The sequence below is a fragment of the Lysinibacillus sp. FW301-JW8 genome (assembly GCF_058788755.1).
Genome location: NZ_JBYTBB010000024.1, coordinates 1 through 23,328 on the forward strand (window position 1 = coordinate 1; position 23,328 = coordinate 23,328).

At 38.8% G+C, this 23,328-nt stretch carries 21 protein-coding genes; all 21 read right to left on the reverse strand.

From position 1 onward, the window contains the following. Positions 1–324: 324 nt before the first annotated feature. The gene (gene ylqF / locus AC3WOM_RS11540) at positions 325–1,203 is read right to left on the reverse strand and encodes a ribosome biogenesis GTPase YlqF (RefSeq protein WP_492446856.1); all 879 of its coding nucleotides are present in this window, start codon (positions 1,201–1,203) and stop codon (positions 325–327) included. 60 nt (positions 1,204–1,263) lie between these two features. Then, positions 1,264–1,833 (reverse strand): signal peptidase I, encoded by a 570-nt coding sequence (lepB, locus tag AC3WOM_RS11545; RefSeq protein WP_492446858.1) that lies wholly within the window; start codon positions 1,831–1,833, stop codon positions 1,264–1,266. A 106-nt stretch (positions 1,834–1,939) separates the two neighbouring features. Next, positions 1,940–2,284, reverse strand: coding sequence for a 50S ribosomal protein L19 (gene rplS / locus AC3WOM_RS11550; RefSeq protein WP_024362054.1), 345 nt, complete (start codon positions 2,282–2,284; stop codon positions 1,940–1,942). A gap of 125 nt (positions 2,285–2,409) precedes the next feature. Then, positions 2,410–3,138: a tRNA (guanosine(37)-N1)-methyltransferase TrmD gene (gene trmD / locus AC3WOM_RS11555; protein ID WP_427540914.1), complete on the reverse strand. Its 729-nt coding sequence runs from the start codon at positions 3,136–3,138 to the stop codon at positions 2,410–2,412. Continuing rightward, entirely contained in the window at positions 3,138–3,653 is a 516-nt protein-coding gene (gene rimM, locus AC3WOM_RS11560; protein ID WP_427540554.1) for a ribosome maturation factor RimM, read from the reverse strand. The genes trmD and rimM overlap by 1 nt, the downstream gene beginning before the upstream one ends. Before the next feature lie 630 nt (positions 3,654–4,283). Next, a complete protein-coding gene (locus tag AC3WOM_RS11565) occupies positions 4,284–4,517 on the reverse strand; it encodes a KH domain-containing protein (RefSeq protein WP_427540557.1) in 234 nt (77 codons plus the stop codon). Between the two features lie 15 nt (positions 4,518–4,532). Further along, the gene (gene rpsP, locus AC3WOM_RS11570) at positions 4,533–4,805 is read right to left on the reverse strand and encodes a 30S ribosomal protein S16 (protein ID WP_004269411.1); all 273 of its coding nucleotides are present in this window, start codon (positions 4,803–4,805) and stop codon (positions 4,533–4,535) included. A 94-nt stretch (positions 4,806–4,899) separates the two neighbouring features. Further along, positions 4,900–6,258 (reverse strand): signal recognition particle protein, encoded by a 1,359-nt coding sequence (gene ffh, locus AC3WOM_RS11575; protein ID WP_427540560.1) that lies wholly within the window; start codon positions 6,256–6,258, stop codon positions 4,900–4,902. A 12-nt stretch (positions 6,259–6,270) separates the two neighbouring features. Beyond that, complete coding sequence (locus AC3WOM_RS11580) at positions 6,271–6,606, reverse strand: putative DNA-binding protein (RefSeq protein ID WP_427540563.1); 336 nt, start codon at positions 6,604–6,606, stop codon at positions 6,271–6,273. A 495-nt stretch (positions 6,607–7,101) separates the two neighbouring features. Beyond that, positions 7,102–8,352 (reverse strand): signal recognition particle-docking protein FtsY, encoded by a 1,251-nt coding sequence (gene ftsY, locus AC3WOM_RS11585; protein ID WP_492446862.1) that lies wholly within the window; start codon positions 8,350–8,352, stop codon positions 7,102–7,104. After that, entirely contained in the window at positions 8,349–11,930 is a 3,582-nt protein-coding gene (smc, locus tag AC3WOM_RS11590) for a chromosome segregation protein SMC (protein ID WP_492446864.1), read from the reverse strand. The genes ftsY and smc overlap by 4 nt, the downstream gene beginning before the upstream one ends. Positions 11,931–11,933: 3 nt before the next feature. Beyond that, positions 11,934–12,698, reverse strand: coding sequence for a ribonuclease III (gene rnc, locus AC3WOM_RS11595; protein WP_427540571.1), 765 nt, complete (start codon positions 12,696–12,698; stop codon positions 11,934–11,936). A gap of 334 nt (positions 12,699–13,032) precedes the next feature. Then, complete coding sequence (acpP, locus tag AC3WOM_RS11600) at positions 13,033–13,269, reverse strand: acyl carrier protein (protein ID WP_427540574.1); 237 nt, start codon at positions 13,267–13,269, stop codon at positions 13,033–13,035. A gap of 58 nt (positions 13,270–13,327) precedes the next feature. After that, positions 13,328–14,074, reverse strand: coding sequence for a 3-oxoacyl-[acyl-carrier-protein] reductase (gene fabG / locus AC3WOM_RS11605; protein WP_427540577.1), 747 nt, complete (start codon positions 14,072–14,074; stop codon positions 13,328–13,330). Continuing rightward, positions 14,067–15,020: an ACP S-malonyltransferase gene (gene fabD, locus AC3WOM_RS11610; protein ID WP_492446867.1), complete on the reverse strand. Its 954-nt coding sequence runs from the start codon at positions 15,018–15,020 to the stop codon at positions 14,067–14,069. Before fabD ends, fabG begins: the two co-directional genes overlap by 8 nt. A gap of 198 nt (positions 15,021–15,218) precedes the next feature. Beyond that, the gene (gene plsX, locus AC3WOM_RS11615) at positions 15,219–16,211 is read right to left on the reverse strand and encodes a phosphate acyltransferase PlsX (RefSeq protein ID WP_492446869.1); all 993 of its coding nucleotides are present in this window, start codon (positions 16,209–16,211) and stop codon (positions 15,219–15,221) included. An 11-nt stretch (positions 16,212–16,222) separates the two neighbouring features. Further along, complete coding sequence (fapR, locus tag AC3WOM_RS11620; RefSeq protein WP_427540917.1) at positions 16,223–16,786, reverse strand: transcription factor FapR; 564 nt, start codon at positions 16,784–16,786, stop codon at positions 16,223–16,225. 130 nt (positions 16,787–16,916) lie between these two features. Beyond that, positions 16,917–18,962, reverse strand: a complete 2,046-nt coding sequence (recG, locus tag AC3WOM_RS11625) for an ATP-dependent DNA helicase RecG (protein ID WP_492446871.1) — start codon at positions 18,960–18,962, stop codon at positions 16,917–16,919. A 400-nt stretch (positions 18,963–19,362) separates the two neighbouring features. Then, positions 19,363–20,478, reverse strand: a complete 1,116-nt coding sequence (locus AC3WOM_RS11630; RefSeq protein ID WP_427540589.1) for a mandelate racemase/muconate lactonizing enzyme family protein — start codon at positions 20,476–20,478, stop codon at positions 19,363–19,365. 32 nt (positions 20,479–20,510) lie between these two features. Further along, positions 20,511–21,656, reverse strand: a complete 1,146-nt coding sequence (locus AC3WOM_RS11635; RefSeq protein WP_492446873.1) for a M20 metallopeptidase family protein — start codon at positions 21,654–21,656, stop codon at positions 20,511–20,513. Between the two features lie 15 nt (positions 21,657–21,671). Next, the gene (locus AC3WOM_RS11640; RefSeq protein WP_427540595.1) at positions 21,672–23,087 is read right to left on the reverse strand and encodes a YfcC family protein; all 1,416 of its coding nucleotides are present in this window, start codon (positions 23,085–23,087) and stop codon (positions 21,672–21,674) included. Positions 23,088–23,328: the final 241 nt, after the last annotated feature.

Sequence of the window (23,328 nt, forward strand, 5' to 3'; positions counted from 1 at the left end):
CTGGAACGGAAATCACCTTCATTTTGACTAAATATTCACAAAGAGTCCCTTGCCTATTTAATTTTTCAACACTATGACTAAAGTTTACTTTAGTTTTGGTTGTGCGTCACTTTCCTCCTTTCATCAGATTTTGATTGAATTTATTTCCTTGCAGATAGATTATAAAGACAAAAGGTTAAAATAAGGTTAAAAAAATAACATTTTTTGTGAAAATCCAAAAATATTAAGTCACTTACGCACAGTAAAGATCTGCTAAATCGAGATAAAAAGTTAAAAAACGGCTGTCGAGATTATTCATTTTCTCGACAGCCGTTTTATATGCTTCTATTCTTCTGTTAATGCCTCTTTTTCCAGTTGCTCATCTACAAAATCAAATGTTAATTTACCTAATTGTAAGCCTCGAATATCACGTACGATTAATTGAGCTACTTGGTCATAAACAATTTCGCCACCTTGTCCAAAGACGCGGCGAAGCTTACCGATATGGTCGAAGGTTTCCACTAAATCTTCATGGAGAAACTCAAAGCCATAGCGCTCCTCCATGCGCTTTGGATAGTGAGTAGATAAAAAACGTAGACCATAGACAGCTAAATCCTCCATATTTGTAATGGTATCTTTAATAGCACCTGTTAATGCTAATTTATAGCCTACTTCCTGATCTTCGAATTTTGGCCATAAAATACCTGGAGTATCAAGTAATTCAAGCTCCTTACCAACCTTTATCCATTGCTGAGCCTTTGTTACCCCTGGGGTATTCCCTGTTTTTGCAATATTTTTTTTAGCTAGGCGATTGATTAGGGTTGATTTTCCTACGTTAGGAATGCCGACAATCATCGCTCGGATTGCTCTTGGTTTCATCCCACGCGCTTTCATACGCTCGAACTTTTCTTTTAAAATTTCTTGTGCTGCTTTTGTTACCAATTGTAAGCCTTTACCTTCAAGAGAATTGATGGCCACTGCCTTATGACCACGCTGTGCAAAGTAATCTACCCATTTCCTTGTTTCCTGCTCATCAGCCATATCTGATTTATTTAAAATAAGAAGACGTGGTTTTTGATTGATCACTTCGTCTATCATTGGATTACGCGAGGATAATGGTAAACGTGCATCAATTAATTCAAATATAATATCAACAAGCTTTAATTTTTCTGTTACTTCTCTTCGGGCCTTTGCCATATGCCCTGGAAACCATTGTATAGTCATATCTATACCTCCTAAACTAAAAGAAAAAGGGAGTGTGAGTTCTCCCTTTCTTGCATTGCATTACTTTACAATTTTTATATCACTAAACGGCCAGAAAATTAAACTTGTATTCCCGATAATCTCTTTTTGATCAACAAGCCCAATATGACGGCTATCCTTACTATATCGACGATTATCTCCCATTACGAACACAAAGCCCTCTGGAATGACATCATTTTTTAAGGACGCATTAATATCATTTAATGAAAAATCTTCTGTTAATGTACCTTCAGTAATTTGTGATTTGTAGGCATCTAAATAGGGCTCATCGATCGGTTCACCATTTATATATAATTGATCATTTTTATATTCTAATGTCTCTCCTGGCAGCCCAATAACACGCTTAATATAGTTTTTCTTCTCTGGAGCATGGAATACTACTATATCAAAGCGTTTTGGCTCTCCTATTTTATAACCAATTTTGTTCACAATCATACGGTCGCCATTTTCAAGGGTTGGCATCATAGACTCACCATCTACTGCAATCGGTGTAAATAAAAAATAACGAATAACTGCTGCAATCGCAAATGCAATTAGAAGTGCCTTCGTCCATTCCCATAATTCATTCTTTTCCTTCACTTGTTTTTCCATCGAGATTTGCCCCCTTGTCTATCCCCATTTTAGATGATAGCTATTTAAGATGACAAGCAAAAAGAAAAGGGGCTTGCAATACAAGCCCCTCACTTTTAAGCCATAATTATCGAATTTCTTTAATACGAGCAGCTTTACCACGTAGGTTACGTAGGTAGTAAAGTTTAGCACGACGTACTTTACCACGACGTACAACTTCTAAGTTAGCGATTTTTGGTGTGTGTACAGGGAAAGTACGTTCAACACCTACACCGTAAGAAATTTTACGAACTGTGAAAGTTTCGCTAATACCGCCACCACGACGTTTAATAACTACACCTTCGTATACTTGGATACGTTCACGAGTACCCTCTACTACTTTCACGTGTACCTTAACAGTATCACCAGGACGGAAAGCTGGTAGATCAGTGCGAAGCTGAGCTTTTGTAATTTCTGTAATAATGTTTGACATTGTTTTCTCTCCTTAGACAGATGCTCTTGCACGCAATCTATGCCACAGCGGAACACCGTAATTCAGTACTTCACATAGAAGTACAGATTAGATGTTACCACAAATATAAACAGCAATCAAGCATCTTAATGGTTGTTTTTAAGATTTTCTACATACACTTTTTGTTTATCTGTTAATGGATAGTTTTCTAGTAAATCTGGGCGACGCTCCAATGTTCTTTTGAGTGACTGCTCTTCACGCCACTGCTCAATTTTTGCGTGATTCCCTGATAGTAAAATATCAGGTACTTTCATTCCGCGAAAATCAGCTGGTCGCGTATAATGAGGGTGCTCTAAAAGACCTGTAGAAAATGAGTCTTGTATATGGGACTCTTCCTGCCCTAAAACGCCAGGTAGTAATCGTACAACACTATCTATAACCGTCATAGCTCCTAGCTCTCCACCAGTTAAAACGAAATCTCCAATGGAAATTTCGTCTGTGACAAGATGCTGCCGAATGCGTTCATCATAACCTTCGTAATGACCGCATAAAAAAACAAGCTCCTTTTCTTGTGCTAGCTCTTCAGCCTTTCTTTGAGTAAAGCGTTCCCCTTGTGGACACATCAAGATGATTCGAGGATTTTTCCCAGCTGTAATCGCCTCTACCGCGCTAAACATCGGCTCAGGCTTCAACACCATCCCCGCACCACCGCCATACGGATAATCGTCCACTTGATTATGCTTGTTACCTGAAAATGTTCGAATATCAGTAACTTCTAGCTGAACAGCGCCTTTTTCCTGTGCCTTCTTCAATATTGAGGCACCAAAAATGCCTGTAAACATATCAGGAAACAGACTTAACACATGAATATTCATCATAGTAGACCATCCATTACATGAATCACAATTTTCTTGTCATCAACATTAATTTCCTTGACAATGTCTTCGATATATGGGATGTAATGCTCTTTTTTAGCACCCTTTACCACCCATACATCATTGGCACCTGTTTGAAGAATATCTGACACTACGCCAATCGTTTCGCCCTCTTCAGAAACAACTGTACATCCCATAATCTCATGAAAGAAAAATTCGTTTTCCTGTAATAAATCATCTGACAATTGGTCCTTTGTAACTTTTAGCATACCTTCTTTAAAAGGCTCTACAAAATTAATATTGTCCATGCCTTCAAAAGTTAATAAAATAAAGTTTTTATGACGACGTACCGATACAATTGTTACCCATGTCGGTTTTTTATCATTTTTTTTAAATGCTGCAAGCCTATTCCCTACTGCAAATCGTTCTTCTTCAAAATCTGTTGTTGATAAAACACGCACCTCACCACGAATTCCGTGCGTATTGACTATACGACCTACATTAAACCATTCCACAAATTTCACCTCATATCAATTTCGCCTTGGCGTAATTGTTGCTGTCGCTTCGCTTTCGCACAGATAAACAATGCGTCCGGATTTTGAATTGTGCACGCACAATTCATTCCTTTGAAAATCCGTGACATCCGCCAGAGGTTTTATCTTCATTCAGTAGGTGTTTGGATACCCACTGAAAAGGAACCAAAACTGCATTCATCTCACTACCTGTAGAGGTGGGAGTCTTCTGATGAATGAAGATAAAAAATGATAAAACATACTGTCTCCTTTAAGCTACTTGCTAATCAGAGTTTAAAAGTAACCATTCTCTCACTTTTTTCTAAAAAGCAGCTAAACATTTTGGAGAAGATGTTTTAGCTAAAGTATCTCAATGTTATTATGCTCAATTTTCTCTCAATATAATTGCTTTAAGTATATACCTATGAGGCACAAAGTAACAGATGACATTCTTTTCAACCTCCCATACATAAAGGAGATAAAAAAAGGAAGGAACCGGCAAGCTCCCTCCTCCATAGTCCAGATTTTACGCTCCATGCTCAAGACCACTCCGAATTCCTAAATGCATGTAAACATACCAATCAGGACTCTCCTGTGCTTGCCGCGTGTAAAAAAGCGTGAACATCTATTCTATCAATCCAATATATCGACGTAGGTTTTTTTTTGATGGTGACTACCTGCCGCTGAATAAACAATTGTACGAATCGCTTTCGCTACTCGCCCTTGTTTGCCTATGACTTTCCCTCGATCCTCTGAATGAACAAAAAGTTTATAAACAATTCGATTTGCATTTTCATCCGTCTCAATACGAACTTCTTCTGGATAATCGACTAACGGTAAAACGATTGCTTCAATCAGCTGCTTCAAAAACGTCGCCCCCGATTATTTACTGAATTTTTGGTTATGGAATTTTTCCATGATTCCTTGTTCTGAGAACAAGTTACGCACTGTATCTGATGGTTTTGCACCGTCAGCTAACCATTTAAGAGCTTTCTCTTCATCGATGTTTACAGTAGCTGGTTGAGTTAGTGGGTTGTAAGTACCAACTGTTTCGATTTGACGACCGTCACGTGGTGAACGAGCATCTGCAACTACGATACGATAGAAAGGAGATTTTTTAGCTCCCATACGTTTTAAGCGAATTTTAACTGCCATATTAATAGCACCTCCGAATAAGTTTCACACAAGATAGTATATTATCAATGTTTAGGTTGTTTGTAAAGTGTTTTTTCTTAACACCTAAAAATTATTATTTAAACAATGAATCAAAGCCTGGTAATTTCATTTTTTTCTTCCCTTTACCACTTGCCATACCAGTCATTTGCTTCATCATTTTTTTCATTTCATCGAATTGCTTTATGAGACGATTTACCTCTTGAATAGATGTCCCAGAGCCTTTTGCAATACGTTTTTTGCGGCTACCATTAATGATTTCCGGATTTGTCTTCTCTGCCTTTGTCATCGAATAAATAATTGCTTCTACACGGCCCATTTGTTTATCATCTACTTTTACATTATCTAAGCCTTTGATTTTGTTAGCACCTGGAAGCATTTTTAGAATTTCATCAAGAGGTCCCATTTTCTTGACTTGCTGTAATTGTTCAACAAAATCATCGAATGTAAAGGTTTGGGATTTGAACTTTTCTTCTAATTCTTTAGCTTTGGCTTCATCTACATTCGCTTGCGCTTTTTCGATTAGTGACAGAACATCACCCATACCTAATATACGAGATGCCATACGCTCTGGATGGAATGGTTCAAGGGCATCCATTTTTTCGCCCATTCCGACAAATTTAATTGGTTTTTGTGTTACAGAACGGATAGATAATGCCGCACCACCACGTGTATCACCATCTAGCTTTGTTAAAACAACCCCTGTAATACCAATTGCTTCATTAAAGCTTTCTGCTACGTTTACAGCATCCTGTCCAGTCATTGCATCAACAACTAGAAATACCTCATCTGGCTCCTTTAACCCACGAATATCTTTTAATTCTTGCATTAAATCCTCATCAATATGCAAGCGACCAGCTGTATCGATAATGACAACGTCATGATGCTCTTCTTTTGCTTTTTCAATTGCCTGACGCGCAATTTCTACTGGTGATACGTCTGTTCCTAAGGAGAAAACAGGTAATGATAGCTGTTTTCCTAACGTTTGTAATTGTTGAACTGCCGCTGGACGATAAACGTCAGCTGCTACAAGCAAGGGCTTACGGTTATATTTTTTACGTAGCACATTTGCCAGTTTACCTGTAGTCGTCGTTTTCCCTGCACCCTGTAAGCCGACCATCATAATAACTGTTGGTGGCTTTGTATTAAATTTAATGGGACTTTGCTCACCGCCCATCAGTTGTGTTAATTCGTCCTGTACGATTTTAATTACTTGCTGGCCTGGTGTTAGGCTTTGCATAACATCTACACCAACTGCACGTTCGCTGACCTTTTTCACGAATTCTTTGACTACTTTTAAGTTAACATCCGCCTCGATTAAAGCAAATCGGACTTCACGCATCATTTCTTTAACGTCTTGTTCCGATACCTTACCTTTACCTTTAATCTTTTGGATCGTTCCTTGGAGTCGTTCCGCTAATCCTTCAAAAGCCATTGCTTTCGCCTCCTAATCCCATTCTTTCAACTGCTCAATAAGCGCAAGCTGTTCTTCAGCCGTCATGCTTTGTCCTGTTATTCCTGCTGTTAGCTGCGCAAGCATTTGTGTACGTTTTTGAAATTTGTCTAATAAACAAAGTTTTTCTTCATATTCTTCAAGCATCGCTTCTGTTCGACGAATATTATCATAAACAGCTTGACGTGAAATTCCGTATAATTCAGCGATTTCTCCAAGTGAGTTATCATCTAAATAATACAGTTCCATATAACTTCGTTGCTTATCTGTTAATAATGCTTGATAAAAATCGAAGAGAAAGTTCATGCGTGTTGTTTTTTCAAGTAGCATCGAATGTTTCTCCTCCTGTCCTTAGTCATTTGTATCATAACGAAATACGCCCGTCTGTGTCAAGGCAATTCCCTTGTCTAAAAGCCTCCATTCACTGCTTTCAGGTGTCTTACACCAATTGCCAGCATTCCCTTTTAAACAATGAATTGTCCATTTCACATACGAACGTTTCACTAACTAAATTACACAACTATCAATTACGCCCAAGCATAATTGCGTCTGGATTTTTTTGAGCCCCCCGAAAAGCTCCTCTTCAAAATCTGTGACATCTTCCAGAGGATTTAGGCCAACAGATGTTTTTTGCGCGAAAGCGTAGTGCTAACGTAGCGTCAGTAGTACAATGTTGGTCACTCAGGCGTTTTCCCAGGATATGAAGATCTTATTTAGTGGTTTGTACGCCCACTGAATAGGGAAAAATAGCATCTAGCTCACCCCTATAGAGATGGGCGTATTTTGTACTGACGTTTCACTTTTGATACAGTAAGATCTGTTGAATCAAGATTCCTCATTATTTTGTAATTCTTTATCTAACCCCTCAGCAAATAAACCATAGACATAGCGTTCTGCATCAAATGGCTGAAGATCATCCATCTTCTCACCAAGGCCTACAAACTTAACAGGAATGTGTAATTTATTACGGATTGCGAGGACAATACCGCCTTTTGCTGTACCATCAAGCTTCGTTAAGACAATTCCTGTAACATTTGTCGCTTCCTTAAACGTTTGAGCCTGCACAAGTGCATTTTGACCAGTGGTTGCATCTAAAGCCAATAATACTTCATGTGGTGCATTAGGTATTTCACGTGAAATGACACGATGTACTTTTTCGAGCTCATTCATTAAATTGACTTTGTTTTGTAAACGTCCAGCTGTATCACAAATTAACACATCTGCTTTGCGATTTTTCGCTGCACGAATAGCATCATACATTACTGCTGCTGGGTCAGAACCCTCTGATTGTTTAATGACTTCACAGCCAACACGGTCGCCCCATACTTGTAATTGATCGATGGCTCCAGCACGGAACGTATCACCCGCAGCCAAAACAACTGTTTTACCCTGAGATGTTAAACGATGCGCGAGTTTACCAATTGTTGTTGTTTTCCCAACGCCGTTTACTCCAACAAATAGAATCACTGTTAGGTCATCATCGGGCTGCATGTTTAAATCAATTAAATCTTCTTCACCTTGCTCATAAATTTCAACAAGCTTCTCAGAGATTACTGTTTGAATGCCATTTGTATCTTTAATATTCTTTCGTTGAACCTCAAAACGTAATTTATCCATTAGCTCCATAACTGTTTCAAAGCCAACGTCAGCCTGCAGTAATAAATCTTCTAGTTCTTCAAAGAAATCCTCATCCACTTTTCGATAACGTGCCACTAAATCGTTTACTTTTGAGGTAAAGGAATTTCGTGTTTTTTCCAGACCAGCTTTGAATTTTTGCGTAATGGACCATGCAGAAGGTTTTTTCTCTTCCACAATCGCAACCTCTTGCACTTCTTGCTGCTCAGGTCCCTCCATTAATTCAGGAAGTTCTGTTTCAATAGGACTCTCCGTTTTTGAAGTTTCCTCTACTTTGTCAATCTCCTCTACAGTTGCTTCGATAAGAGTAGGCTCTGCGGCATCCTCATGCTTTTGCTCGTCAGCAGTTCCAGACTCATTTTCATTAACTTCTACAACTTTTTCTTCTTCTTCTGCTGGATTACCCATCAGCTTATCTTTTAAACGTTTAAAAAAACTCATGCTTGTTCGCTCCTTTGCTCCGCAAGTACGGGTTCATCTTCTAATTTCACTGATACAAGTTTCGAGACACCAGACTCCTGCATTGTAATCCCATACAATACATCGGCTCCCTCCATCGTTCCTTTACGATGGGTGATGACAATGAATTGTGTGTTTTGGCTAAATTTTTTCAAGTATTGACTATATCGAACTACATTTGCCTCATCTAGCGCTGCCTCAACCTCATCTAAAATACAGAATGGCACAGGTCGTATATTTAAGATGGAGAATAGTAATGCGATGGCAGTAAGTGCACGCTCACCACCAGAAAGCAAACTTAGATTTTGCAATTTTTTCCCTGGAGGTTGGGCCACAATTTCTATACCTGTTTCAAGTAAGTTTTGCGGCTCCAGTAATACTAAATCTGCTTGCCCACCGCCAAATAATTCACGGAATACACGTTTAAATTGTTCACGAATAGCATAGAACGTTTCGCTAAATCGCAATGTCATTTCCTCATCCATTTCTTTAATCGCTTCATGCAATGTTTCCTGAGCAGCAAGAAGATCCTCACGTTGCTCTGTCAAGAATGAATGACGTTCTAGCACTCTATCATATTCTTCAATCGCGCTCAAATTAACAGGACCAAGCTCTTCAATTGATTTTTTCAACAGTTTCACTCTACGTCTCATATGTTCTTCATCTTTAATATCTATTGCAATCTCCTCAGCCTCCTCAAGGATTAGCTGATAGTTTTCCTCTAGCTGCTCATTAAAACTTTTAATTTCAAATTCTAAGCGACTCCGTTTTAGCTCATTTGCACGTATTGCTTCAAGGTAACCTTTATGTATACGTTGCAATTCTTTAAGCTGATCCTCAAAAGTAGCGAGTTGCTGCTGTTGTGCTACTTTTTCTTCCTTTTTCTGAGTAATCGTGTTTTGTAATGAATCTCTTCTCTCTTTCCATGTAGCAACCTGTTCCTCTACTTCTTCATCACTTAAAAGCTTTGTTGATTCATCAGATTGTAGCCAGATTATTTCCTGAGAAATACTATCCATCTTTTGCTGAGCTTTGTTTAATTGTAAAGCTATTTCTGCTGTAGCAATTTGTACTTGGGACATTTGCTCTTGAATAACTGCTAATTTGGAGCGTTTTTCTGCCAATTGTTCACGCAGCACATCTTTCTCCGTTTCGCTCTGTAGCTTTATTTTGCTAAGGTGCTCTACAGTACCATTAATCTCTAATAGCTCTGTCGCAAGGGTTGTTAAACGATTTGTAGCCACTTCCCTTTGAGCTAATAATGTTTGCTCGCGTGTCTTAACATCTTGTGTCTCATTTGAGGCATAGGATACGCGTGCGGATAAGCTTTTCTCGACAACATCAAGCTCCCGAATACGACTTGCCTGTTGTAATTCGTCCTTTCGAAGCTGCTCGCCTACAAGTTTCAAATGTTCTACTTGATCTCGCAATGCTGCTAGCTTCTCCTTTTCCACTGAAACAGCCTGTTCAGCACTAAAAATAGATGCTTCCAACGCTTCTAATTTGACAATTAGACCATCTAATTCAGCCTTTCTTGTAAAAAGCGAAGATTGTTGCTTCGTTGCACCACCAGTCAATGAACCACCTGCATTAACAATATCACCATCAAGTGTCACCACACGATAGCGGAAACCACATAATCGAGCAATTTGACTTGCACCCTCTAAACTTGATGCAACAATTACATTGCCTAGAAGATTCTCAACAATTGTACGATTATCCTCATGGAACGTCACAAGCCCCTCCGCCATTTGTACAAAAGCAGGATGCTCTATTGCTAATTGAATAGTAGATGGACTGATTTTACGTGACTTCATAACTGTCTTTGGCAAAAATGTCGCACGACCAGCTCTTTTTTGCTTCAACCAATGTATAGCCTGTTGAGCATGACGCTCATCTATTGTCACGATATGTTGAGAAGCTGCACCTAAGGCTGTTTCAATCGCTTGGGAGTATTTTCCGTCTACTTGAATTAATTCAGCGACAGCCCCTTCAATACCTACGAGCTCACCTTTATCACGGGCCAGTAATACTTCTTTAACACCCTGGAAGAAACCTGAAAAGTCAGCTTCAAGCTCTGCTAATGTATCTTTTCTAGCCTTAAGCTGCTGTTGGTGTTGATAAGCTTTATAAAGCATGTCCTGCTTTTCATTAAAAGATGCATTGACCCTTTTAAGCTCTATTTGCAATGATTCATACTGCTCAAGCTTTCCTTGCAAATCCTTTGTTGTAGTATTGTGAGCCATAGCTAGCTTTTCTTTTTCTGTAATAATTTGGGCAAGCTCTTGTCCGATTTCATCTGTTTGATCTGTCATTCGTGCTGCCATCGCTTTTTGCTGCTCCAATTGCTGATCAATATTCTTTAATTCGTTTTTAATCGTTGCCTCTTCATTTAAAGAGTCAATATAGCGGTTTTTTTGCTCTTCAATCTCTTGCTCAATTTCTGTAACAGAGCGATTTAATGATTGTTCCAGTTGCTTGATGCTCTGTTTTAACACCAGTACGTCTTGCTGCTTCACCGTAAATAGCTCTTTTTTTTCTGCTTCCTGTAAAATCAGAGCCTCTACCTCAGCCTTTGCCTCCTCTAATGAGGCATTCAATTGCAGCAATTGATTCGATGCATTTTGTCGCTTCTCTGCCATCAATGCCTTACGACCATCCCAGCGTTCGACTTCCATTGTCGCATTCACAAAGTCCGATTGAGTAGTATCTAAGTAGTCATCTAGCTCCTTTAACAGTTTGCGAATACTTGTTGCTTGTTTTTCGACAGCAACAATGGAATGGGCTTGTTTTTGCTCTGTCTCAGATAACTCTGTGAACTCAGCTTCCAGAGCATGCAAAGATTGTGCACAATTTTTTAAATCGTGCACAAGAATAGCGATATCAAAATCTTTTAACTCTGTAGACATTTGCACATAATCTCTTGCACTCGATGCCTGAATTTCAAGCGGTTCAAGCCGACTATCTAATTCATGTAATATATCTAACACACGATATAAATTTTCATCTGTTTCAACAAGTTTATGCTCTGCCTTTTTCTTTCTCAGTTTGTACTTTAATACACCAGCTGCCTCTTCGAAAATCGAACGTCGGTCATCGGGTCTGCTATTTAAAATCTCATCAACACGGCCTTGCGAAATAATTGAAAATGCCTCTTTTCCAAGACCTGAATCCATAAACAAGTCCGTAATATCCTTCAGGCGACACTGTTGGTTATTTAATAAATATTCACTATCACCTGAACGGTATACGCGTCTTGTTACGCTGACCTCTGTATATGAAAAAGCAAGTTGTTCATCTGTATTATCTAAAACTAATGTTACCTCCGCAAAATTTAGCGGCTTTCGAGAATCGCTGCCAGCAAAAATAACATCCTCCATCTTAGATCCACGTAACGACTTTGCCGATTGCTCCCCAAGTACCCAACGAATAGCATCAGTGACATTACTTTTCCCACTGCCATTTGGTCCGACAACTGCTGTAACACCAGGTACAAAATCAATTCCAATGCGCTCCGCAAAAGATTTAAAGCCAATCACTTCGAGTCGTTTTAGGAACATTTATTAAGCCTCCTCTTTCGCAGCTTGCTCACGCATTGTTCGCATTGCACATTGTGCAGCTTGCTGCTCGGCTTCTTTTTTCGATTTCCCTCGACCAATACCAAGCTCCTGTCCATTCAATAGAACACTTGATACAAAGGTACGGTTATGTGCAGGACCCTTTTCATCAATAATTTCGTAATGAAGTAATCCGTTATTTGTTTGTTGTACCATTTCTTGCAATTGGCTTTTAAAATCCATCACATGCGAAAAAGCACCGATTTCTACTTTTGGGAACACGATACGTTCTAAAAATGACACGACCGTTTGCAAATCTTGATCTAAATAAAGAGCACCTACAAATGACTCAAAAACATCAGCAAGTAGCGCTGGGCGTTCCCGTCCACCTGTCAATTCCTCACCTTTTCCGAGTAATACGAAGCGACCAAAACCTAATTCATTTGCAAAAATAACAAGAGATGGCTCACATACAATAGATGCTCGTAGCTTCGTTAACTCGCCCTCACTCATACTAGGGTATTTCTCAAAGAGGTATTTAGAAACAGACAGTTCAAGTACTGCGTCTCCTAAAAATTCAAGACGCTCATTATCCGTAAACAATTTACGGCGATGCTCATTCACATAAGATGAATGCGTGAATGCTTGATACAATAAATTTTTATTAATAAATGTGATACTTAATTCATGCTGTAACAGCTCGAATTGATTGCGTACTTTTTCAGGAAGTACGCCAGATTTCTGCATAGTTCCTTTTCTTTTCATAGCCATTGAACAATCTGCCTTCCTAATAGTTTCTACCGTCTTAGTGTACCTTTTTCAAGGCGTTTATGCAAAATTAATTCGGCTTAAATACAATGTTTTGGAAGTTTTTTTGCAAATTAATTTCCAAGACAAAAAAAGGGACGACTATAGTTCAAAAAATGAACCATTTCGCACCCTTTTAAATACACCTTAGCAATATAAATCTGCTCTTAATATTCGAATCAGAACAGTAATAATTTCTGCAAGAGGCTTTAACTTTATTCAACTATCTCATAAACACTTACCGCATTCATGTCAGCACCTATAATGGTGATCAATTTTGAATAAAGTTAAAATGAAATTAGTTTAATTTACTTTCAATGTATGAAATTGCAGAACCTACTGTTGAGATTTTTTCAGCATCTTCATCAGAAATTTCCATATCAAACTCGTCTTCAAGTTCCATTACAAGTTCAACTACATCTAATGAATCAGCACCTAAATCATCACGGAAAGAAGCTTCTAGTGTTACTTCGCTTTCTTCAACGCCTAAGCGGTCCACGATTACTTTTGTTACGCGATCTAATACTGTAGACAAATCATTCACCTCCCCTCAAATGATTATACAAAAAAAACTTATTGATGACTAATTGAAATTACATCACCATGCCGCCATCAATATGCAATGTCTGACCCGTCATATAATTTGCATCATCTGAAGCTAGAAAAGCTACTGCCTTTGCAATATCCTCCGGCTGCCCAAGTTTCGCCAGTGGAATTTGAGTTAGCATTCCCTGCTTTAATTCTTCTGGTAATTGATCTGTCATTTCTGTTTCGATAAATCCTGGTGCAATCGCATTTACTAAAATATTTCGCGATGCTAATTCCTTTGCTGTTGTTTTTGTTAATCCAATTACACCAGCTTTAGCAGCTACATAATTTGCCTGCCCAGCATTACCAGCAACTCCAACGATAGAAGAAATATTAATAATGCGCCCTGCTCGCTGCTTCATCATTTGACGTGTTACAGCTTTGGTGCAAAGGAAAACACCTTTAAGATTTGTATCTAATACGTCATCCCATTCGTCTTCCTTCATACGCATTAACAAGTTATCACGTGTGATTCCTGCATTATTAACTAAAATATCAAGTGAACCAAATGTCTTCACTGCTGTATCCATTAATGCTGTAACTTCCTCTGTTTGTGACACACTCGCTTGTACGGCAATAGCTTCTCCGCCATTTTCTTGAATCATTGCGACAACCTCTTCTGCCTTTGCTTGAGAGCCACTATAGTTAACGACAACTTTAGCTCCTTCATCAGCAAGCTTTAATGCAATAGCGCGTCCTATTCCACGCGAAGCGCCTGTTACAACGGCTACCTTACCCTCTAATTTACGCATTAATTGTCCACTCCTTTGCCGCTTCTATCACTGCCTCTAACGATGCTTCATCATAAACACAATAAGTTGCAACAGAGCGATCGATTTTTTTCACTAAGCCGCTTAATACTTTACCTGGACCACATTCAATAAAGACATCAACACCTTGCGCAATCATTTCACGCACAGAAGCTTCCCACTGTACGGCACTATAAACTTGTTCTACTAATTCTTGTTGAATAGCAGAGACATTCTCTAATTCTTTTGCCATAACATTACCAATTACTGGAATCTGAGGCTCTAATAATGATATAGTCGCTAATGTTGCTCCTAATTTATCAGAGGATGGACGCATTAACTCTGAGTGGAACGGACCACTAACAACTAAAGGAATTGCTCGTTTGGCACCTGCTTCCTTTGCAGCTACAGAGGCTTTTTCAACGCCTTCCTTTGTACCAGAAATAACGATTTGCCCTGGACAGTTAACATTTGCTACCTGAACCGGATGACCTGCTTCAGATACTTTTTCAGTTACTTCATGCAGTGCCTCAAGCTCCATCCCAAGAATGGCTGCCATTGCCCCCTGTCCAGCAGGTACAGCTTCATTCATATAAAGACCACGCTTATGCACAACAGAAACTGCATCTTCAAAAGATAACACGCCTGCTATAACTAGTGCTCCATATTCTCCAAGTGAATGTCCAGCAGCATAATTTGGCGTAATTCCTGCTGCCTGCAATTTTTCTGCAACCATTACACCAGTTGTTAATAGAGCTGGCTGTGCATGGTATGTTAATGTTAATTCCTCAGCAGGCCCCTCTAACATAAGCTTCGATAATTCAAAGCCAAGTGATTGATCTGCACGATTATAAAAAGCCTTGCTGTCTGCTGAATTTTCAACAAACCCCTGCCCCATACCTACTGTCTGTGAGCCTTGACCAGGAAAAATAAATGCTATTTTCGTCATTCTTCGTTAACCCCTTTTTAATCAACTATGCCTCGGCAAAATTGCGTCCAGAATCGGCTTTGTGCTTAGGCCTGCGTGATGCAGGTCAGTTAGCCGTTATCGCATGGATGCGATGGTTTTAGGCTAACATCCTTTATGAACTCCTTTCCGATTCCGTGACATCCGCCGGAGGCTTTAACTTCTTTCAACTGAAAGAAGTTAATCAATTTCTAAGTGACGCACTGTCTCGGTAATCGTTGAGATCACTGTATGCTCTACCATTGTACTTGCTTGGCGGATTGCACTGTAAATGGCTTTTGCATTGGATGAACCATGTGCCTTAATAACAGGTGCCTGTAAGCCAAATAAAGCTGCACCGCCATACTCTGTATAGTCCATTTTATTTTTCAAATCCCGTAAATTACTTTTCATCAGAGCTGCTGAAATTTTTGTTTTTGTAGAAGACATAAATGCCTCCTTCAGCATTGAAAATAAAGCACCCGCTGTTCCTTCGATTGATTTCAGCACCATATTTCCTGTAAAACCATCTGTTACAACAACATCTGCTACCCCTTTTAGTAAATCACGTGCTTCCACATTGCCAATAAAGTTTAAATCTGCTTCTTTTAACAGTTCAAAAGCAGCTTTAGTTAATTCGTTCCCTTTTTTATCCTCAGTACCGATATTCAGCAAACCAATACGCGGCTTTTGTAAGCCACCAACCTTTTTGGCATAAATATCACCCATAATTGCATATTGCAATAAATGCTCAGGCCGTGCATCTGCATTTGCACCAAGATCTAGCATTAAAAAGCCTTTACCATCTAATGTTGGTAATGTAGTCGCAAGCGCAGGTCTAGCAATCCCTTCAATTCGACCGACTTTAAACAGACCTCCTGCCATTAAAGCTCCTGTATTGCCTGCAGAAAGACATGCATCTGCTTTCCCCACTTCCACTGCATCCATTATTTTCGCCATAGATGAATCCTTTTTACGACGAACAGCGCGTGCAGGATCGTCAGTTCCTTCCACAACTTCTTCACAATGTATAACAGTCAAACGATCATGTATTTTTAAAAATGGCTCAAGCTTTTCTTGTTGACCATATAATTGTATTTCTAAATTTGGAATTTGCTCTAACGCCAAAAGCGCACCCTCAACAACTGATTTTGGTGCGTTGTCGCCACCCATTCCATCAAGCGCTAATTTCATTGTTGTTCACCTTAACCTTTCGTGCGGTACATATCAAATTCACCAACAAAAACAGTTTCACCATTTACCGTAGATGTTACCTCTACTTTTGTCCGATGATTTTCATCATTACGTGCGATAACAACTGCCTTTGTAATAACACGATCTCCAGCTCTAACAGGTTTCACAAATGTTATATTCGAATGCACTGTCAATGCCAGTTCGTCATCAATAACCGCTACCGCTAATGAGTTTGCTTGTGCGAACAAATGATGTCCACGGGCGATGCCATTGCGTTGAAAAACATGCTCTTCTTTTACGTCAAAAATAGATAATGCACGATTATCCAATTCAATATCAATAATTTCTCCGATTATTTCATCAATCGGTAGTGATTTTACTTCATTTTCATAGGTTTTCGAAGCAACATCTTTAATTCGCTCTCGCAATTCTGGAATTGCTAATTCCATGCGATCTAAACGAATCGTTTGGACACTCACCTGAAACTGTGTTGCAAGCTGTTCATCTGTGACGAATGGATTTTCAGCTATCGTTTCAGATAATAGTCGCTGTCGCTCTTTTTTCGTTCGTCTCAACATCATTCGCCACCTTTTTAGTTGTTATTAGCACTTGGTACTAATATCAGTATATAGACTATAAAAAAAGAATGCAAGACCTGTTTTCAAAACAAGCCCTTACATCCTATTGATAGCATCTGAATGATTATTAATCGAAGCGTTCTCCTTGCAATACTCCTGACTGTTCAAGCATTGCCCGTAACGCTTGATAGTCATCATGATGCCAAAAAGCATCTGTCTCAAGTATCTCGATAGCATCTTTTCTCGCAGTCTCAAGAATGCGATAATCATGTACTAAATCTGCTATTTTAAAGTCTGGCAGACCACTTTGCTTCCGACCAAAAAAATCACCTGGTCCACGCAGCTCCAAATCTTTTTCAGCCAGCCGGAATCCATCATTCGTTTCCGTCATTGACTGCATTCGCTCTTTCCCTTCGTCTGATTTTGGGTCAGCTAGTAATACACAATACGACTGGTGCTCCCCACGTCCAACACGCCCTCGCAGCTGATGTAATTGTGCTAGCCCAAAGCGTTCTGCATCATAAACAAGCATAAAAGTTGCATTCGGTACATTCACCCCAACCTCAACAACTGTTGTTGATACAAGCACATCTATTGCCCCCTCACTAAAGGCACGCATAACAGCATCTTTTTCATCAGCTGTCAGACGACCATGCATTAATCCAACATGGTATCGTCCGCTAAAATACGTAGCAAGCTGCTCATAAATCTCAACTGCATTTTGGACATCAAGCTTATCTGATTCCTCGATGAGTGGACAAATCGCATAAGCCTGTCTACCAGCAGCAAGTTCCATTTCAAGCTTTGACAAAACAGAGCCGAATTGCTCCTTTTTCATCCAGTGCGTTTCAATCTGCTTACGTCCTGCTGGCATTTCATCAATAATGGAAACATCCATTTCTCCAAACGCTGTGATGGCAAGCGTACGTGGAATAGGGGTTGCTGTCATAAAAAGTACATCTGGATTATTCCCTTTATCGCGCAGGATTCTACGCTGCTCAACCCCAAAACGATGTTGTTCATCTGTAATAACAAAACCAAGATTACAAAAAATAACATCCGGCTGAATCAAGGCATGTGTTCCAATCAAAATATCAATATTTCCTTTAGCAAGCTCCTCCAAAAGCAAGCGACGCTCTTTTGTTTTTGTTGATCCAGATAGTAAAGCGACACGTACACCAAATGGCTCAAACCATTCTGTCAAGTTTTCAGCATGTTGTTCTGCTAATATTTCTGTCGGCGCCATCAACGCTCCCTGAAAGCCTGCAGTAACAGCCCCATATAGGCAGATTGCCGCAACAACAGTTTTCCCTGACCCAACATCTCCCTGAAGTAAACGATTCATACGATGCGGTTCTTTCAGATCTTTGCAAATCTCATTGACCACACGTTTTTGAGCAGCCGTTAATTCATAAGGTAACGATGCAATAAAGGCACGCAGTTTTTGTAAATCATATTGTATAATAGTGCCATGCTCACTATCCTTTCTAATTTTTCGTAAAGCTTGGATTCGTAGCTGAAAGAATAGTAACTCTTCATAGGCAAAGCGTCGTCTAGCCTGTTTTGCATGTTCAGCATCAAGAGGGAAATGAATCCCTTCAAGACCATCAGCTATTGGTGCAAGCTTATAGGCCTCTTGTAAATGTAATGGAATAGCATCTGGTATCTCTGCGCCAATGTCATCTAACGCTTGTCGCATATATTTACGAAATCGTTTTTGCGGAATCAAGCCCTTCAAGCTATAAACAGGTTCAAAATCAACTTGATCTGTCTTTGGACCAAATGTGACAGATGTTCCATTGATTACCTGTCTGCCTCTGTCCCACTTACCTGTGACCGTAATAATAGCTCCTGGAATAAGCTTTTGCTTTAAATAGCCTTGATTAAAAAAAACAACCTTTACTAAATGGCGACCTGCCAGCACTGTCACCTGTAATCTTGATTTATTGCGACCTAAAAACAAAATTGTCGGTTCACGCTCAACTTTACACTCAACGGTAACACGCTCATTATGGGGTGTTTGTGTCAAATCCTTTAACCGAAAATCCTCATGTCTATGTGGAAACATCCATAATAAATTTGCTATCGTCTCGATGCCTAATGCCTCTAAATGTCCTGCAGTTTCCTTCCCGATTCCCTTTAATCCGGTGACTGGACTCGTTAAATCAGTCATCTTGTACGACAACTCCTTTCATGATGCTGGCTATATCAATTTCGCCTTGGCGTAATTGCGTCCGGATTTTGAATTGTGCCCGTACAATTCATTCCTTTGAAAATCCGTGACATCCGCCGGAGGCTTTATCTTCATTCAGTAGGTGTTTGGACACCCACTGAAAAGGAACCAATACCGCTTTCATCTCACCACATGTAGAGGTGGGAGTCTTCTGCTGAATGAAGATAAGTTAAATGTTCTATGTAGCTAATAGCTTTTTCATTTACACTGTATCATAAATCTACAGTCTTTCCTTACAATAAACATTTTCAAATGCACTAAAAAATCCCTACCTCAAATTGAAGGTAGGGCCTTTCAATATTTCTATTCTACATATTGTTTAAAAATGTAAATATTCCTATCATACTGGTTTGTTAATTTCACAGGAAAAACGAGTAATTTCATTTACAAATGCTTCATCTACTTCTATGCCTAGTCCTGGCTTATTACTAAATTGAATGACATCTCCATTATAGTGGACCTTAGCCACATCCTTTATAAACATGAGGGGACCGACCATCTCATTTGTTTGAATAATGTTTTTACTCATCGCTAGATGTGCTCCAGCCATTGTACCGATAGCTGATTCAACCATCGAACCAACTTGACATGGCATGTCGGCTGCCTCTGCTAAACTCGCTAAAGCTAAAGCAGGATAAATGCCACCAGATTTCATTAGTTTAATATTAAGCATATCAGCTGCTCGCATCTCAATAACATTCACTAAATCGTAAATATTATGTACACCTTCATCAATCATTACTTTATTATTTACAACAGATCTAATTTCTTTTAAAGCTCTTATATCATGTGCCTTCACTGGCTGCTCATACCAATCCACATGACAATCAGACGTTTCGTGTATTACCTTTAATGCCTCAATTCTATTCCAGCCTTGGTTAGCATCAACACGAAGTTGAATAGTGTTTCCTATAGCATTTCTGACTGCTTTAATTCTTTCAATATCAGTGTCTGCGTTGGTACCTACCTTCATTTTTATATTCCTAAAACCTGCTGCCACAAAACTCCGTGCATCTTCCGCCATCTCCTGAGGATCTTTAATACTAATTACTCGTGGAACCTGTAGCTCCTCATGTGCTTTCCCACCAATTAATTGATATACTGGCTGCCCTGTAATTTTTCCCATTAGATCATAGATAGCTATATCTAGTGCAGCTTTTGCAGAAGGAACGCCATTTATCTTATGATTAAATTTTTGATGAATGCGATCAATAGCAAATGGGTCTTCATTTATAATTAATGGAGCTAATTCATGTTTAATAATTTGATAAGTACTTTCCCAAGTTTCTCCTGTTACATTTTGATCAGGAACAGCCTCACCCCAGCCTACTATCCCCTTATCCGTTTCAATTCTTACAAATATGGTTGGCATATCATCTAAATGAACATATGAAATGATAAAAGGTTCTTTTAATAATAATCGCGCAGCAAACACTTCAACTTTCTTTATTCTCATGTTTAACATCCTTTCTACTTCATGCAAATCCTTTATTGATAATGATTTACTAGTTCAATAAATAACTTTATCGCATCAGGAAACACATCTTCATCAAGATCAAACTTTGGATGATGATGTGGATATTGACTCTTTTCTCCACCCATACCGACAAAGATGAAGGCACCAGGTTTTTTCTGTAAATAATAGGAAAAATCCTCCCCTCCCATAACTGGATTAACCAATTCAAATACTTCATGCCCAAATTCTCTGCAAACAATGTTTTCCACAAATTTTGACTCATTTGGATCATTTATAAGCGGTGGGGTGCCTATTATAAAACGAACCTTTCCTTCTGCACCAAAAGCTTGACATATTCCCTCTGTTAAATTGACCATTTTTGTTTGAATGATATTGACTGTTTCTGGCGTCAATGCTCTTATTGTTCCTATTAATCTCGCTGAATCAGGGATAATATTATACGTTGTACCAGCTTGAACATTTCCTACTGTAATAACTCCTGCTTCAATTGGATTTATGCTTCTGCTTATTATACTTTGAAAGGCTTGGATTAAACTGCTTGCAATATAGATGGGATCAATTGTTTCATGAGGCATCGATCCATGGCCACCGTATCCTTTGATATCAATTTCAAAATCATCAATGGAAGCCATCATTGGCCCATGAGTTAACCCAATTTTTCCTTTTTCAAGACCCTGCCATAAATGAATACCAAAAATAGCATCTATTCCTTCTAAAATACCTTGTTTAATTAGTAAGTCAGCTCCACTCGGTGTGATTTCTTCTGCAGATTGGAATATGAGTACAACATTTGGTTCAACCTCATTTCTCGATAGCCATTCAGCAACAGCTAGTAATATTGCAGTATGACCATCATGACCACACATATGAGCAATCCCTGGTTTTTTAGAGATATATGTTTTTTCTCCCTCTTCAACAATCGGCAGCGCATCTATGTCTGCTCTTAGTGCTATAGTTTTCGAACCTTTTGACCCCTTTACTAATCCAACAACACTAGGTGGTCCAAAAGACAATATGTCAATATTCAACTCCATCAATCTATTTCGAATGAATTTACTTGTTTCAAATTCCTGACCAGAAAGCTCAGGGTATTGATGAAGATATCTTCTGTCTTCAATTGCTCTTTTTGTCAAAGACTCTAAATTTATGATTTCCATTAGTAAAACTCCTTTTTAAAACGGCCCATACTGAATAATCTGCGCAATAATTAGTGATACAACAGCAACCGTAACCTGCAATAACATGAAAGGTAGAATCCATCTTATCCATTTTCCCCATGGTATCCCTGCAATTGAGAGTCCAGCCATAAGGAATCCGACTGTCGGAAAAATGATATTAGACATACCATCACCAAATTGATAAGCAAGAACTGCCGTTTGCCTTGTAACACCGATCATATCAGATAAAGGAGCCATGATTGGCATAGTTAAGGCAGCTTGTCCGCTCCCTGATGGCACCAAAAAATTCAAAAATAGCTGGAAAACAAACATACCTACCGCATTTAATGCTGGAGGAATAGTATCAAGTATTGAGGCTGTATGATATAAAATAGTATCGATAAGCCCGGAATTATTAAAAATAACAAGAATCGTTTGAGCTAAACCAATAATTAATGCACCACCAATTAAATCTCCCGCACCTTTCATAAAGGAATTAGCAATTCGGGATGGCGATTGCTTTCCAATAAGCCCCATTAAAATACCAAATAATAAAAACAAGCCAGCTATTTCAGTAATATACCATCCTAATTTAATGACACCATACATCAGGACAACGAAATTCAAGAGAAATGTTAACATAACGAGCTTATGACTTAATTCCATCTTGATTGACTGATTCGCAAGTCCTTCCTTATTGCCAAATTTAAAATTTCCATAGAAACCGAGTGAAGGGTTATTTTTTACCTTCCTAGCATAGCGATAGACATAAACGGTAGCTATGACATATAAAATGACAAAAATGATAAGACGTAAAGCAATTCCAGAGAACAGTGGCAGTCCAGCTATTTCTTGCGCTATCCCGACAGTGAATGGATTCATTACTGCTGCTGAAAAGCCAACTGATGCTCCAAGAATGACAATAGCGAATCCTGTAATAGCATCAAAGCCCAAAGCAATGGCAAGTGGGACAAGTATGCCCACATAAACGATTGTTTCATCAGACATTCCCATTAATGAACCTGCACATGCGAAAAATAACATTAACACGGGAATAATCAACATCTCACGCTTTGCCATTTTCACTGATAGCATTGCAATAAACGATTCTAATGCCCCTGTTGCTGAGAGTATTCCAAAGGTTCCTCCAACAATTAAAACAAAGAAAATAATACTCGCACCCTGCATCATACCTGAATGAATACTGCTAAAAACATCCAAGAATCCTATTGGGTTCATATCCGTGTAAGTAAAGGTCCCTGGCTGGATCACTTCTCGTCCATTCAATTCTTCTCGTTGAAACTCACCTGCCGGAATGATATACGTCAACACAGCTGATAGAATGATAAGGCAAAATATTAAGACATATACATTTATTCCTTTCTGTTGATCATTTAATTCTGTATCTTTTTTAGTTACAAATTTACCCATAAGCAGTCCCCCATTTTATAAACGCTTTTATTTCTCCCACAACGTCATCCCCTTTTTTTGAAATTTCCGTCTTCTAAATTGTAAGTGATAGTATCGAAAATAAAAAATTGCTATTTCTAATAGTAACTATTGATAAATTTACATATAGATAAAGAACATTTCCTATGTTTTCCTATTTATGTTATTAAAAATTTGATAATAAAAACGCTCCATTCTACAATACATTTGCAGAAAAGAGCGA